Origin of the sequence: Mesorhizobium sp. 2RAF45 (genome assembly GCF_052115225.1) — a bacterium.
In the GTDB taxonomy this organism is placed as follows: Bacteria; Pseudomonadota; Alphaproteobacteria; order Rhizobiales; family Rhizobiaceae; genus Mesorhizobium; species Mesorhizobium jarvisii.
This window is the reverse complement of the sequence record NZ_JBFRGG010000019.1, coordinates 46,678-60,672: the sequence shown is the minus strand read 5'-3', so window position 1 is coordinate 60,672 and position 13,995 is coordinate 46,678. Positions and strand designations below refer to the sequence as shown.

Genomic DNA, 13,995 nt, shown 5'->3' with positions numbered 1-13,995 from the left:
CCACGGTTGCGGCGGTATGCCGGCAATCGAGGGACCACTCTCGGAGGTCAGGAACGCAGCGTGTCGTCATCGACGAGTGCCATCTCGAAAACAAAACGCTCCCGCGGAAGGTGGATTCCCACGGGAGCACGGTCGGTTAGTCCTTATTAGGACGAACGACAACTAAAGCAAGCCGGCTGCCGTCATCAGGTCGGAGACCTTCTTGGAGTTCAGCGTCGTGGCGTCGACCTTCGGTGCCTGCAGGTCGGCCAGCGGAACGAGCTTCGGGTTGGACTCGGCACCCTTGCCGACAGCGTATTCGAAGGAGTTTCCGTTCTTCAGCACATCCTGGCCGCCCTTGCCGGTCACCCATTTCAGGAAGGCCTGGGCTTCCTTCTGATGCTTGCTCGAGGCGAGCACGCCGCCACCCGAGACCGAGACGAAAGCGCCCGGATCCTGGTTCTTGAAATAGTGCAGCGCGACGTTCTTGCTGTTCTCGCCGGTCTTGGCCTGATCGCCGAAGTAGTAATAGTGGTAGATCACCCCGCCGTCGATCTCGCCGGCGTTGACCGCCTTCATCACCGTGCTGTTGCCCTTGTAGGCGGTGAAATTCTCCTTCATCGCCTTCAGCCAGTCCGCCGTGGCGGCCTCGCCCTTGAGTTGCAGCAGCGCGCTGACGATGGCCTGGAAATCGGCCCCCGAGGGCGAGGCCGCCCAGCGGCCCTTCCAGCTCGGATCGGCGAGGTCGAGCAGCGACTTCGGCATCTGCTCGGCCTTGAGCTTGGTCGTGTTGTAGGCAAAGACGGTGCTGCGCGCGGCCACGCCGACCCATTTGCCGCTGGTCGCCTGATAGTCCTGCGGCACCTGTGCCAGCGTGTCGGCATCGACGGGCGCGAACAGACCGGCATTCTCGACCAGCACCATGGCGGGCGAATTCTCCGTCAGGAACACGTCGGCGGGCGAGGCGGCCCCCTCGGCTACGATCTGGTTGGAGAAGTCGCTGTCGCCGCCATTGCGCAGCGTGACCTTGATGCCGGTCTCCTTGGTGAAACCTTCGGCCCATTCCTTGGCCAGGCTCTCGTGCTGGGCGTTGTAGACGATGATGCCGGCATCCTCGGCCGTCGCCGGACCGGCGGCCAGGCCGATTGCAAGTGCGGCGGCGCCGACAAGGGCGGAAAGGGTGTATCTCATGGCGTCATCCTTGCTTTCGTTGGTCTTGGCATGCTGCACCTATCGATACATGACACGAATAGTCAACATTGTTGGTCTGCTTCAATCGGTCGCTGAGGCACAAAGAGCGGCGCGAGGCGGACAATTCCATGTGATGGCATCCCGGACCGACGGTTTTCGCAAGACGTATGAGCAAGGCCCATCAGGTCGTCCGGTCTGGGCTGAGCCTCCAGGGCCTGCAAACTTTCGTGATTTGCCCGTAGTTTGGCTTGGACATTATTTCGCCGGCCACGTAACAAATCAGTGCCGAGGCACGAAAATCGGGGGAGTGAACTCTTGTGAGCGGCAAGGACGAGGCCGAGCTTTCCCGGCTGTTGCGGGCCGCGATCGCCGGAGATGAAAAGGCCTATGCCGACTTTCTGCACCGGATTGCCGCGCTGGTGCGCGGCTTTGTCCGGCGCAAGATCGTGCAGGGCGGAGTCGATCCCGAGGATGTCGTGCAGGAAACCTTGCTGGCCATTCATGTGAAACGACATACCTGGCGCCAGGACGCGCCGGTGCTGCCGTGGATCTATGCGATCGCCCGCTTCAAGCTGATCGATGCGTTCCGGAGGCGCGGTCGGCGCATCGAAATCGATGTCGACGATATCGCCGAGACCTTCGCCGAACCGGAAACCGAAACCGTCAGCGAGCGCGACATCAACAGGGCCCTGGACGGGCTGCCGCCGGCACAGCGTTCGGTGGTTTCGGCCGTATCCGTGGAAGGCCGCTCGATCGGCGAGACGGCGGCGAAGTTCGGCATCAGCGAGACGGCGGTGCGTGTGTCGCTGCATCGCGGGCTAGCCGCCATAGCCAAGCGATTCGGGCAGGGGCGATTCGGGCGGGAATGACATGAGGACCGAGGATCTCATCAAGGCGCTCGACGCCGATGCAAGCAGCAAGGCGATGCCGCTGCGCTCGGCCTGGTGGCTGGCGGCTGGCGCGGCCATTGTCATCGCGGCAGTCGTTTTCCTGCTGACGATCGGCCCGCGCCCCGACTTCATGGTGGCCGCGCACACGATGCGCTTCTTGTCCAAATTCGTCTTCACCATCGTGCTTGCCGTCACCGCCTTCGGCCTGATACGGGCGCTGTCGACACCGGGCGCCTCAACGGCCAGGGCCGTGGCCTGGATGGCCGCGGCCCCTCTGCTGGTGGCCGTGGCGGTGGTTCTGGAACTCCTCATGGTGCCGGAGGCGTTGTGGGGCACCAGGATGATCGGCTCCAACATGATGATCTGCATGGGCTTCATCCCGCTGATGGGCATCGGCCCGCTGGCCATCTTCCTGTGGATGCTGCGCTATGGCGCGCCGACGCGGCCGGTGCTTGCCGGCGCGGTGGCGGGGCTGCTCGCCGGCGGGCTGGCGGCGACCTTCTATGCCGCGCACTGTTTCGACGATTCGCCGCTTTTCGTCGCTACCTGGTACACGATCGCGATCGCGATTCTCGCCTTGCTCGGCGCGCTCGGCGGTCGGTTTTTCGTGCGCTGGTAGCAGGATAGAAGCGGCCACATCCCGTGCACACCGATCCTTAATCATGCCGGCGATTGTTTGCCGGTTGAGCATATCGCGGTCCCCCTACGCAACCTTTCCTTAAAATCGATCCTCCAGGGTTTTAACGGGAAAAAGCGAGTGCCCACGGGGGTGGCACGGATCGTGATACTACGAGGACCGATCAGGCTCGACAAACATGCAACGCCGGCGTTGCTCGTGGCCGGCGTCGCCTCGGCCTCGGCCCTGCTGTCGAGGCTGGACCTTGGCGCTGAAGCGCTCAGATTTTGCCTTCAAGTGTCGGTCGCGTTGACAATCGGCGCGCTTTTCTTCGCCTGTCTTTTCATCGGCCGCATCTCGAAAGATCGGCGGCAGATCGCGGAGAGCGAGCAGCGCTTCCGCCGGGCGATGGAGGACTCGGCAATCGGCATCGCCGTCGTCAGCCTCGATGGGCGCATTGTGCAGACCAATCCGGCGTTCGCCTCGATGCTCGGCTACAGCCGCGAAGAGATCGAGGCGCTGACCTTTTTCCAGATCACCCACCCCGACGACCTGCATGTCGGGCGGGAAACCATGGAAGGCATCAAAGCTGGCACGGTCAACGCCTTCCAGTTCGAGAAGCGTTACCTCAAGAAGGACGGCACACCCGTCTGGGGCCATCTCGCCGGCTCCGTCATTCGAGAGGAGAAGAGCGGCCGCCCGCTCTATCTCGTTTCACAGATCGAGGACATCGACGCGCGCAAACAGGCCGAGGCGCGCATCGCCGAGGCCGAAACGCGCTGGAATTTCGCGCTTGCCGGCGCCGGCCAGGGCGTCTGGGATCTCGACATCCGCAAAGGCGGCACGACCTACTCCTCGACCTGGGTCAAGATGCTGGGTTATGCGGATGGCGAACTCGATGGCGACCCCGATCGTTGGCTGACGATGATCCATCCCGACGACCGCGAAACCGTCGCCGAGGCGGATCGCGCCCATCTCGATGGCCAGACAGAGTTCTTCGAGGCCGAGTTCAGGATGCGTCACAAGGACGGCCGCTGGATCTGGATACTCGACCGCGGCAAGGCCATAGAGCGCGACGGGGAGGGGCGTCTGATCAGGGCCATCGGCAGCCTGACCGACATCACCCGGCGCAAGGAGGCCGAAGAGCGCCTGACGGTATCGGCGGCAATGCTGGCTGACGAGAAGGAGCGGCTCCGGGTGACGCTGCAGTCGATCGGCGATGCCGTCATCTGTACCGATGCGGCGAACCGCGTCACCTTCATGAATCCGGTTGCCGAGAAGCTGACCGGCGTCTCGGGGGAGGCGGCTCTCGGCAAGACGCTCGGTCATGTCTATTGGGCGGTGGACGAGGAGACGGGACACAGGATCGGCGTGACACGGCCGGCGATCGGTGCGGAGACGCCCTCCGACCACAACAGCCGCGCCGTGCTGGTCCGCCGCGACGACACACGCTGCAGTATCCGTCAGGTCGTGTCGCCGATCATGAACGAGCGCAACGAATTCTGCGGGCTGGTCATCGTCTTCCAGGATTTTACCGATGCTCGCGCCCTGCAGCGCCAGCTTGCCCACGCCGCCGCGCATGATGCGCTGACCGGCCTTGCCAATCGCTCGAGCTTCATCCGCACCATGGAGGAGCTGGTCGATCAGGCCCGCAAGGATGCCGCCGGGGCTGGCAGCAGCCGCCATCAGTTCATGTTCATCGACCTCGACCATTTCAAGCTGGTCAACGACACCGGCGGTCACGCCGCCGGAGACGCCTTGCTGAAGCGGGTCGCACAGGCCGTGCGTGGCGTACTGGGGCCTGAAGACATCGTCGCGCGCCTGGGCGGCGACGAATTCGCGGTCGTCCTGAAATCGGGCTCGACCGCCGGCGCCAGGATCGCGGCGCGCTCCATCATCGATGCGATAACGGGCTTGAACTTCACCTGGGATGGCCGGCCGCATGCCATCGGCGCCAGCATAGGTGTGGCTGCAGTCAACGCCAATTGCGGTGAGGCCGACGAGATCATCGCAAGGGCTGACGCTGCCTGCTACGCGGCCAAGGCGGCCGGCCGCGGATGCGTTCGCATGGCGCCCGACAGCACGGTCGCCGGCGACAAGTCGGAGCCGGCCGCGCCGCTTGCCGCGGCGTCGTGAACGCACGCCTCAGCGCGTCGGAACGGGGTGCTCGCCGCGATAATCGTAGAAACCGCGCCCGGTCTTGCGGCCTAGCCAGCCGGCTTCGACATATTTGACCAGCAGCGGGCAGGGGCGATACTTCGAATCCGACAGGCCGTCATGCAGCACCTGCATGATCGACAGGCAGGTGTCGAGGCCGATGAAATCGGCCAGCTGCAGCGGTCCCATCGGATGGTTGGCGCCAAGCCGCATGGCGGTGTCGATGGCGTCGACCGAGCCGACACCCTCATAGAGCGTGTAGATCGCCTCGTTGATCATCGGCAGCAGGATGCGGTTGACGATGAAGGCCGGGAAATCCTCCGAGACCGTGATCGTCTTGTCGAGCTGCTTCACATAGGTCTTGGCCGCTTCGAAGGTCTGGTCCTCGGTGGCGATGCCGCGCACCAGCTCGACCAGCTTCATCAGCGGCACCGGGTTCATGAAATGTATGCCGATGAAGCGCTCGGGCCGGTCGGTCTGTGCGGCGAGCCGCGTGATCGAGATTGACGAGGTGTTGGTCGCCAGTATGGCTTCGGGATTGAGCTGCGGGCAGAGCTGCGCGTAGATCTTGCGCTTGACCGTCTCGTCCTCTGTCGCCGCCTCGATCACCAGATCGGCGCCGGCGAGATCGGCCATCGTCGGCGCGGAGGCAATGCGCGCCATCGCCTGGTTGCGCAGCTTCTCGTCGAGCTTGCCCGAGCCTACCTGGCGGGCCATGTTGCCGCTGATGGTGGCGATGCCCTTTTCAATGCGGTCGGGCGAAATATCGTAGATCAGCACCTTGTAGCCCGATAGCGCGGAGACATGGGCGATACCCCCACCCATCTGGCCTGCGCCGATGATGCCGATCGTCTCGATCTTGCTCATTACACCGATCCCGTCCAAAGGCTTTTGCAGCCTGCTTTTTGTGCGGTGCAAACTAAAAGGGCGGGGCGACTTCGTCTACCCCACCCCAAGCATTTAATACGCTTTGCCAGAGAGCGTCAAAGCGCCTTCTGCAACTCCGGCAGAATGACGAAGAGATCGCCGACGAGGCCGTAGTCGGCAACCTGGAAGATCGGGGCCTCCTCGTCCTTGTTGATGGCGACGATGACCTTGGAATCCTTCATGCCGGCGAGATGCTGGATGGCGCCGGAAATGCCGACCGCGATGTAGAGGTCCGGAGCGACCACCTTGCCGGTCTGGCCGACCTGCCAGTCGTTCGGCGCATAGCCGGCATCGACCGCGGCGCGCGAAGCGCCGACCGCCGCACCGAGCTTGTCGGCGACCGGCAGGATGACTTCCTGGAACTTCTCCGAGGAGCCGAGCGCGCGGCCGCCGGAGATGATGATCTTGGCCGAGGTCAGTTCCGGACGGTCGGTCTCCGACAGCTTGTTCTCGACGAAGGTGGACAGGCCGGGATTGGCCGCTGCCTTGACAGTCTCAACCGCGGCCGAGCCACCCTCGGGCGCCGCCTGGAAGGAGGCGGTGCGCACGGTGATGACCTTCTTGGCGTCGGTCGACTGCACGGTCTGGATGGCGTTGCCGGCATAGATCGGCCGCTTGAAGGTATCGGGCGAAACCACTTCGATGATCTCTGAGACCTGCGCGACATCGAGCAGGGCGGCGACGCGCGGCGCGACGTTCTTGCCCGACGAGGTCGCTGGCGCGATGATGGTGTCGTAACCGCCGGCGAGCGACACGACGAGGGCTGCCGTCGGTTCGGCGAGACGCTCGGCGAGTTCGTCGGCTTCGGCGAGCAGCACTTTGCTGACGCCCTTGAGCTTGGCCGCGGCGTCCGCAGCACCCTTGGCGCCCTTGCCGGCCACCAGCACATGCACGTCCGAGCCGATCTGCAGGGCCGCCGAAAGCGCCTTGGCGGTCTGGTCGGAGAGGCTGGCGTTGTCGTGTTCGGCGATGAGGAGAATTGCCATTTATCTGTTCCTTTCCCGATCGCTTACAAAACGCCGGCTTCGTTCTTGAGCTTGTCGACCAGTTCGGCGACGCTCTTGACCTTGACGCCCGCCTTGCGGCCGCCCGGCTCCTCGGTCTTGATGACCTTGAGGCGCGGCTTGACGTCGGCGCCGTAGTCGGCCGGGGTCCTTTCGTCGAGCTGCTTCTTCTTGGCCTTCATGATGTTGGGCAGCGAGGCATAGCGCGGCTGGTTGAGACGGAGGTCCGCGGTGACGATCGCCGGCATCTTCAGTTCCACCGTCTGCAGGCCGCCGTCGACTTCGCGCGTCACCTTGGCCTTGTCGCCGTCGAGCACCACCTTGGAAGCGAAGGTGCCTTGCGCCCAGCCGAGCAGGGCCGCCAGCATCTGGCCGGTCTGGTTCGAATCGTCGTCGATCGCCTGCTTGCCGAGGATGACGAGGCCGGGCTGTTCGGCATCGACCACACCCTTCAGCACCTTGGCGACGCCGAGCGGCTCGGTCTGCTCGTCGGTCTTGACGAGGATGGCGCGGTCAGCGCCCATGGCAAGCGCGGTCCGCAAGGTTTCCTGCGCCTGCTGCGGGCCGATCGAGACGACGATGATTTCTTCGGCCTTGCCGGCTTCCTTGAGCCGGATCGCCTCTTCCACCGCGATCTCGTCGAATGGGTTCATCGCCATCTTGACGTTGGCCAGTTCCACCGCCGAACCGTCGGCCTTCACGCGAACTTTGACGTTCGCATCCACAACCCGCTTCACGGGCACAAGGATCTTCATTGCCTGTCACCTCTTCACGCTAGTTGGGCGCGCTATAACAGCTTGCGCCCCTTCTGAGTTGTCGAAAGCCGACATTCCTGACTGAATTCCGGCCAGACGGAATTCTGGCCGGATGGAAATTCTGGTCTTTGCCCGTCCTGGACTGCTCCTTAACAGCCCTGGCGCTCGGACGGAGACGTTTCCGTAGTTGGGGTAACCCCTGCCGTCAATACGCTGAAAGCGGCTCAAATCGGTTCAGTTTGGGCCAGACGGGTTTCCCCGGCCCCAGCGCGTCGTGGTGGCCTGCGGTTCAGGCGCCGCTGGTTCGGCGGCAACCGGAGGCTGGTCTGATGTGGGAACCACGGCATCCTCATCTGCGCCGGCAAAAAGCGGCACGCCGCGGCTGCGCAGGACCAGAACAAGCACCGCGCCTGCAATGATGCCGCCGATATGACAGGCCCAGGAAATCTGGTCCTCGCCGCCGGTGGCGAACATGAAGACCTGGAACAGCACCCACAGGATAAGCGGGATGAAGGCCGGAATGCGCAGCGGGATGCGGGCAAAGGCCAGGACCCAGACCTTAACCCTGGGATAGAGGATCAGATAGGCGACGACCACGCCGGCGATGGCGCCTGAGGCACCGATCAGCGGCACTTGCGAATCCCAGGCGATAAGCCCCTGGAAGGCGGCGCCGGCGATGGCGCACAGGAGATAGAAGATCAGGTAGCGGATGTGGCCGAGCGCGTCCTCGACATTGTCGCCGAACACCCACAGGAACAGCATGTTGCCGCCAAGGTGGAAGATGTCGGCATGCAGAAAGGAATAGGTGAGGTAGCTCAGGCTTTCCGGAATGATGATGAACCGGGGGTCAAGCTCGGCCGTGTTGTGGACAACGGACGGAATAAAGCCGAGGCCAAGCACGGCGGCATTGGTGAAGTTCTCGCCGCCGAGTGCCGTGGCGCAATAGACCAGCGCGTTGACCACGATCAGGCCGATCGTCACATATTGCAGGCGGATGTGGCGCAGCCTGTTGGTGTCGTAAAGCGGGATGAACATGCGTGCCTGGTCCCCTCCGCTTTTCGATCCGTTCAGCGGTTCTTGCCGGGAACCCATAGCACGTCGCCATTTCCATTGTCATTGACCGCCCGGGCGGCGACAAACAGGAAATCCGAGACGCGGTTGATGTATTTCAACCCGTCGCGGTTGACGTGCTCGCCCGGGTCTTGAGCCAGCGCCACCATTAGCCGTTCGGCTCGCCGCGCCACCGTGCGGGCCAGATGCAGCGCTGCCGCCGCCGGCGTGCCACCGTTGAGCACGAAGGATTTGAGTGGCTGCAGATCCTTGTTGAGGAGGTCGATGTCCTTTTCGACGCGGTCGGTCTGCGCGGCAACGATACGCAGCGGCTCGTAGTCAAGCGGCTTGCCGTCATCGGGCACGGCGAGATCGGCGCCGAGGTCGAACAGATCGTTCTGGATGCGCGACAGCATGGCATCGATCGCCGGGTGGTTGGCTGCCGTGTGCACGCGGGCGATGCCGATGCAGGCATTGGCTTCGTCGACCGTGCCGTAGGCGTCCACCCGCAGATCGGATTTCAGCCGCCGCTCACCAGTGCCGAGACCCGTCGTGCCGTCATCGCCGGTGCGGGTGTAGATCTTGTTGAGCTTGACCACATCGCCTCCCGAACGGCCTCACTTGCGGGTGAAATACACGGCCAGCAGGATCAGCGCCAGCGCCACGGCCTGCAGCATGACGCGTGCCTGCATCAGCTTGTTGGAGGTGACGCCGGAACCGCCGCGCATCATGTTGATGAGGCCTCGGATCAGCACGATCGCCACGGCGGCCATGACCAGAATGGCGAGGATATTGAAGACGGTTGCCATTGTTGCGTTTCCAGTTGTTTCGCGTTCAGGCGCGTTTGGCCATCAGGCGGTAGAGCATCGAAGCCGGCAGGATACGTTTGAGCGCCGCGCCGATTTTTGCCGGCACCGTTACCACATAGTGCGGACGCGGGCGCCGCGACAGAAGGGCATGACGCAGAACCTTGTGGACTACTTCCGGCCCGGGCTTCAACGCCGATTGGCTGCCGCCGGCGCGCAGCCGCTCCAACTGCGCGGCATAGTCCGCGCGGTGCACGGAATTCTCGATGTCGATGTTCTTAAGGAACCAGGGGAGGCCGTTGCTGGCGATCTTCGATTTCACCGGCCCCGGTTCGATCAGCGAAACATGGACGCCGCTGCCGTCCAGTTCCTGACGCTGGCAGAGCATCAGCGCCTCGAGCGCATGTTTGGATGCCGAATAGGCGCCGCGAAAGCGCACCGGCACCAGACCGAGGATCGACGAGCAATGGACGAGACGGCCGTGACCCTGGCGGCGCATCACCGGCACGAGACGGCTGGTCAGATCATGCCAGCCGAAGAAATTGACCTCGAACTGCTGCTTGAGCGCGGCCACCGACAGATCCTCGACCGCGCCGGCCTGGGCGTATGCGCCGTTGTTGAACAGGGCATCGAGCCGGCCGCCGGTGCGCTCGAACACAGCCGTCACCAGGGCGGCAATGGAGCCCGGTTCGCTGTAGTCGAGGTAGAAAGCCTCGATGCCGTCACTTTCGAGCGCGGCGATGTCCTCGGGTTTTCGGGCTGTTGCAAAGACCCGCCAGCCTTCCGCCTTGAGTGCCCGGGCGCAATATGCACCTATGCCGGACGAGGCGCCGGTGACGATGATGGTGCGCAGTTCCTGCGCCGTCGGACTCGTGGTTTCGCCAAGGGTTGCCATTTGCCGCATTCACTTCCCATATTCGCGGCGTCGAGACAATCGAAGGGAACGCGGGTTCTTGTTGCGGAATATTGTCGCCCTGCGCCGCGTGCTCTACGACGCGCTCGGTCATTTCAACACCGATGACGGCTGGGCGATGGCCAGCCATCTGGCGATCACCTCGCTGATGGCGCTGTTTCCTTTCCTGATCTTCGCCACGACGCTGGGCAGCTTCCTCGGCGCCCAGGCCTTTGCCGACACGGCCGTGCACCTGGTCTTCGACACCTGGCCGGATCAGATCGCCAAGCCGATCGCGCATGAGGTGCTGAACGTGCTGACCGTCCGGCGCACCGACCTTCTGACCTATGGCGTGCTGCTTGCCGCCTATTTCGCGTCGAACGGCATAGAGGCGCTGCGCACCTCGCTCAACCGCGCCTATCGCGTCACCGAGACGCGCGGCATCATCTACCGCCGGGTGCAGAGCATCTTCTTCGTGCTGATCGCGACGGCCGGCTTCCTGGCGATCAGCGTGCTTCTGGTGTTCGCACCCCTGCTGGCGCGGCTGGCGGAAGCGCATTTCGAATGGATAAAGCCCTATACCGGCACGATCACGCTGTGGCGCTACGTCATCGCCTCGGCCGTCATCATCGGCGGGTTGTTTGCCGTGCACTACTGGCTGCCGGCCGGCAAGCGCCGCTTCGTCTCGCTGGTGCCGGGCATCGTCTTCACACTGGCCGCATGGCTCATCGGCTCGACGATGTTCGCCACATATCTCGACCATTTCTCGTCCTATGTTACGACTTACGCCGGGTTGGCCTCGATCATGATCGCGGTGGTCTTCCTCTACATCGTCTCGGCGATCTTCATCCTCGGCGGCGAGCTCAACGCCGCGATCAGCCGCTATCTCGAGGCGCGTGCCCGGGTCGGATGAGGCGGTGCCGAATTGAGGAAATGAAGAATTGGGGAATTGGGGAATTGGAGAAATGAAGAACTGAGGAAAAAGGCGGCCATATCTGGCGCCGTGTGCTTCTTCCTCAATTCCTCAGTTCCTCAGTTCTTTTCAATCCCTCAATTCTTCCCTTGGTCTGCCGCGCCGTTGCCAGGCCGACGCCGAAGGTGGTGATCGCCATGCCGACGATCTGCAGCGCGTTAAGCTGTTCGTCGAAAAGCGCCCAGGCGATGATCGCCGTCACCGCCGGCACCAGGTAGAACAGCGAGGCGACTTTCGACATTTCGCCGTCGCGGATCATCACCATCAGCAGGAAGATGGCGCCGAGCGACAGCACCAGCACCAGCCAGGCCATGGCGAAGATCAGTTCGCCATTGATGATGACGGTGTGCGTTTCGAAGGCGAGCGCGGCCAGGATCATCAGCGAGGCGCCGCCGACATATTGCCACATGGTTGCTGCGACGAGGTCGCCGCCGGAAGCAAAACGCTTCTGCCAGATGGTGCCGGCGCTCATGCCGAGCACCGAGACCAGCGAGGCGGTGAGCGTCGCCGCGGTCACGCCGCCGCCGAGCGCGCCAAGCTTTGGCCACAGCACGATGACGATGCCGATCAGGCCGATGCCAAGGCCAAGCCAGTGGCGCGGCAGGATGGCCTCGCCCAGGAACTTGCCGGCAAGCACGGCGGTGATCAGTGGTTGCAGGCCGACGATCAGGGCCGAAAACCCGGCCGGCATGCCCCTGTGGATGGCCCAGAAGACGGCGCCGAGATAGACGCCGTGCATCAGCACGCCGGCGCCGGTGGCGTGCAGCGCCTCCTTGCGGGTAGCTCGCTTCGAACCCAGAACGGGCATCAGGGCTGCCAGCAGGATGGCCGCTATGACGAAACGGGCGGCGAGGAAGGTGAACGGCTCCGCCCATGGCATGGCATAGCGCGCGCCGATGAAGCCGGTCGCCCACAGGACGACGAAGGTGGCGGGGATGAACCGCTTGATGCTTTGCATTTTCCGGAGACCGCCACGCTGGTGAGAAACTGACCGTGGCGCTGCTCTAATCCCGTTCAACCCGGGGCGCAAAACGAAACGATTGATCCATGCATCACGGGAATTCAATCGGCAGTGCGTGCGGAGCGCTTTTGCCAGAGCTTTTTGCCACGCTCAGAGACCGGCCATCCGCCTGATATCGTCCGGCGATGCGCCGGCCTCCCGCAACTTGGCAAGGCCGGTGTCGCCAAGGCTCTTCGACAGTTTTCGCCCGTCCGGCCCGAGGATGAGCCGATGGTGGAAATAGGCCGGTTGCGGCAGCTCGAGCAATTCCTGCAGAAGGCGCTGCACGCTGGTGGCGGAAAACAGGTCCTGCCCACGCACGACATGGCTGACCCCTTGCAGGGCGTCGTCGACAATGACGGCCAGGTGGTAGCTGGTCGGGATGTCGCGGCGCGCCACGATCACGTCGCCCCAGTCCTGCGGGCGGGCTTCGACCGAGCGCGTCGCCGATAGCGTCTCATCGCTGAATTCGGTCCATGCGAGGTCCCTGCCTACACATGCAACAGCGGTATCGACATCAAGCCGCCAGGCGAAGGGTTCGTTTTCAGCGATACGCCGTTTGCGTTCTTTCACCGGCAGCGCCTTGTCGGCGGGGGGATAGAGCGGCACGCCATCGGGATCGCGCGGCCAGTCGCGCCCGCGCTTTTCGCTGTCGGCTATGAAGGCTCTGATCTCGCCACGGCTCATGAAGGCGGGGTAGACGAGGTCCTCGCGGATCAGCCGGTCGAGCACCGCCTGATACTCGGCGAAATGCTCGGACTGGCGGCGTACCGGCTCTTCCCAGCCAAGGCCCAGCCATTTCAGGTCGGCAAGCACGCCGGCCTCGAATTGCGGCGTGCAGCGCGTGGTGTCGATGTCCTCGATGCGCAGCAGCAGGCGGCCGTCGCGGGCCTCTGAGAGCGTCTGGTTGAGCAGCGCCGAATAGGCATGGCCGAGATGCAGTTCGCCGTTGGGGCTGGGCGCGAAGCGGAATGTCAGGAGCGTCATGTCTGAGGCGGCAATCGGGTTGTGCTATGCTTTTGGCGGTTGCTACTTTGCTGCACATTGGTGGGCAAAGATACCATGCAACGAATCGCGACACTGAACGACATTGCCCGCGGGCTCGATGCGCTTTGCATTATCGACCCGCGCCTGGAAAAGGTGCGCGGCATGGCCGGCGAGGTGCCGCTCAGGCTTTCCGAGCCGGGATTCAGGAGCCTGGCGTCGATCATCGTCTCGCAGCAGGTGTCGCGGGCCAGCGCCGATGCGATCTTCGGGCGGCTGACGAAGCTGGTCGATCCGCTGACGCCGCAGGCGATCCTGGCCGCCGGCGAGGACATGTTTCGCGAGGCCGGCCTGTCGCGGCCCAAGCAGCGCGGCCTGATCGCGGTTGCCCAGGCCGTGGCGGACGGGCTCGACCTCCATCACCTCTGTTCGCTGGATGCTCAGGAGGCGATCACGACGATGACGACGGTGCCTGGCATCGGCCCGTGGACGGCCGAAGTATACCTTCTATTCGCCGCCGGGCACCCCGACATTTTCCCCGCGCGTGACGTTGCGCTGCAGAGCGCGGTCGGTCACGCGCTCGGCATCGACCCGCGTCCGCCGGAGAAAACACTGATCGCATTGGCCGAATCATGGAGCCCGTGGCGAGGTGTCGCATCGCGGCTTTTCTGGTCCTATTATCGCGAAACCAGGGGGCGGGACGCAGCGCCGCCGTCCTGAATCTACAAAAAGCATAAAAATCGGGGTTTTTTGACGCCTTGGGCAAGCGAC

General features: G+C 63.7%; 15 protein-coding genes. 5 read left to right on the top strand and 10 right to left on the bottom strand.

Annotated features, from left to right (window positions below):
• Window positions 1-162: 162 nt before the first annotated feature.
• Entirely contained in the window at window positions 163-1,170 is a 1,008-nt protein-coding gene (locus AB4Z43_RS30690) for an iron ABC transporter substrate-binding protein (RefSeq protein ID WP_441940499.1), read from the bottom strand.
• 317 nt (window positions 1,171-1,487) lie between these two features.
• Here AB4Z43_RS30690 and AB4Z43_RS30685 point away from each other — a divergent pair, with 317 nt between their 5' ends.
• The 3 genes from AB4Z43_RS30685 to AB4Z43_RS30675 all read left to right on the top strand — a co-directional run bounded on the left by AB4Z43_RS30685 (window position 1,488) and on the right by AB4Z43_RS30675 (window position 4,812).
• The gene (locus AB4Z43_RS30685) at window positions 1,488-2,039 is read left to right on the top strand and encodes a sigma-70 family RNA polymerase sigma factor (protein ID WP_019861390.1); all 552 of its coding nucleotides are present in this window, start codon (window positions 1,488-1,490) and stop codon (window positions 2,037-2,039) included.
• 1 nt (window position 2,040) lies between these two features.
• Window positions 2,041-2,679 (top strand): NrsF family protein, encoded by a 639-nt coding sequence (locus AB4Z43_RS30680; protein ID WP_038649931.1) that lies wholly within the window; start codon window positions 2,041-2,043, stop codon window positions 2,677-2,679.
• 162 nt (window positions 2,680-2,841) lie between these two features.
• Window positions 2,842-4,812 carry a PAS domain S-box protein gene (locus AB4Z43_RS30675; protein WP_244748348.1) on the top strand — a complete coding sequence of 657 codons (1,971 nt, stop codon included), beginning with the start codon at window positions 2,842-2,844 and terminating at the stop codon, window positions 4,810-4,812.
• Between the two features lie 9 nt (window positions 4,813-4,821).
• On the opposite strand, the gene AB4Z43_RS30670 is transcribed toward AB4Z43_RS30675, so the two are convergent.
• The 7 genes from AB4Z43_RS30670 to AB4Z43_RS30640 all read right to left on the bottom strand — a co-directional run bounded on the left by AB4Z43_RS30670 (window position 4,822) and on the right by AB4Z43_RS30640 (window position 10,270).
• Window positions 4,822-5,700: a 3-hydroxybutyryl-CoA dehydrogenase gene (locus AB4Z43_RS30670; protein WP_015315562.1), complete on the bottom strand. Its 879-nt coding sequence runs from the start codon at window positions 5,698-5,700 to the stop codon at window positions 4,822-4,824.
• A gap of 116 nt (window positions 5,701-5,816) precedes the next feature.
• The gene (locus AB4Z43_RS30665) at window positions 5,817-6,746 is read right to left on the bottom strand and encodes an electron transfer flavoprotein subunit alpha/FixB family protein (protein WP_032931838.1); all 930 of its coding nucleotides are present in this window, start codon (window positions 6,744-6,746) and stop codon (window positions 5,817-5,819) included.
• A 23-nt stretch (window positions 6,747-6,769) separates the two neighbouring features.
• Entirely contained in the window at window positions 6,770-7,519 is a 750-nt protein-coding gene (locus AB4Z43_RS30660) for an electron transfer flavoprotein subunit beta/FixA family protein (protein WP_038649929.1), read from the bottom strand.
• Window positions 7,520-7,753: 234 nt separating this feature from the next.
• Window positions 7,754-8,554: a rhomboid family intramembrane serine protease gene (locus AB4Z43_RS30655; protein ID WP_019861384.1), complete on the bottom strand. Its 801-nt coding sequence runs from the start codon at window positions 8,552-8,554 to the stop codon at window positions 7,754-7,756.
• A gap of 32 nt (window positions 8,555-8,586) precedes the next feature.
• Window positions 8,587-9,168, bottom strand: a complete 582-nt coding sequence (locus AB4Z43_RS30650) for a cob(I)yrinic acid a,c-diamide adenosyltransferase (RefSeq protein WP_441940495.1) — start codon at window positions 9,166-9,168, stop codon at window positions 8,587-8,589.
• 18 nt (window positions 9,169-9,186) lie between these two features.
• Window positions 9,187-9,378: a twin transmembrane helix small protein gene (locus tag AB4Z43_RS30645; protein ID WP_019861382.1), complete on the bottom strand. Its 192-nt coding sequence runs from the start codon at window positions 9,376-9,378 to the stop codon at window positions 9,187-9,189.
• 25 nt (window positions 9,379-9,403) lie between these two features.
• The gene (locus AB4Z43_RS30640; RefSeq protein ID WP_441940493.1) at window positions 9,404-10,270 is read right to left on the bottom strand and encodes an SDR family oxidoreductase; all 867 of its coding nucleotides are present in this window, start codon (window positions 10,268-10,270) and stop codon (window positions 9,404-9,406) included.
• Window positions 10,271-10,328: 58 nt separating this feature from the next.
• Here AB4Z43_RS30640 and AB4Z43_RS30635 point away from each other — a divergent pair, with 58 nt between their 5' ends.
• On the top strand, window positions 10,329-11,180 hold the full coding sequence (locus AB4Z43_RS30635) for a YihY/virulence factor BrkB family protein (RefSeq protein WP_027047430.1): 852 nt from the start codon (window positions 10,329-10,331) through the stop codon (window positions 11,178-11,180).
• Window positions 11,181-11,283: 103 nt separating this feature from the next.
• Here the strand turns inward: AB4Z43_RS30635 and AB4Z43_RS30630 are convergent, their stop codons facing one another.
• Window positions 11,284-12,198: a DMT family transporter gene (locus AB4Z43_RS30630; RefSeq protein ID WP_019861379.1), complete on the bottom strand. Its 915-nt coding sequence runs from the start codon at window positions 12,196-12,198 to the stop codon at window positions 11,284-11,286.
• 153 nt (window positions 12,199-12,351) lie between these two features.
• A complete protein-coding gene (gene gluQRS, locus AB4Z43_RS30625) occupies window positions 12,352-13,227 on the bottom strand; it encodes a tRNA glutamyl-Q(34) synthetase GluQRS (protein ID WP_441940491.1) in 876 nt (291 codons plus the stop codon).
• Between the two features lie 75 nt (window positions 13,228-13,302).
• Between gluQRS and AB4Z43_RS30620 the strand changes: the two genes are divergently transcribed.
• Window positions 13,303-13,944, top strand: coding sequence for a DNA-3-methyladenine glycosylase family protein (locus AB4Z43_RS30620; RefSeq protein ID WP_027047429.1), 642 nt, complete (start codon window positions 13,303-13,305; stop codon window positions 13,942-13,944).
• Window positions 13,945-13,995 lie beyond the last annotated feature (51 nt).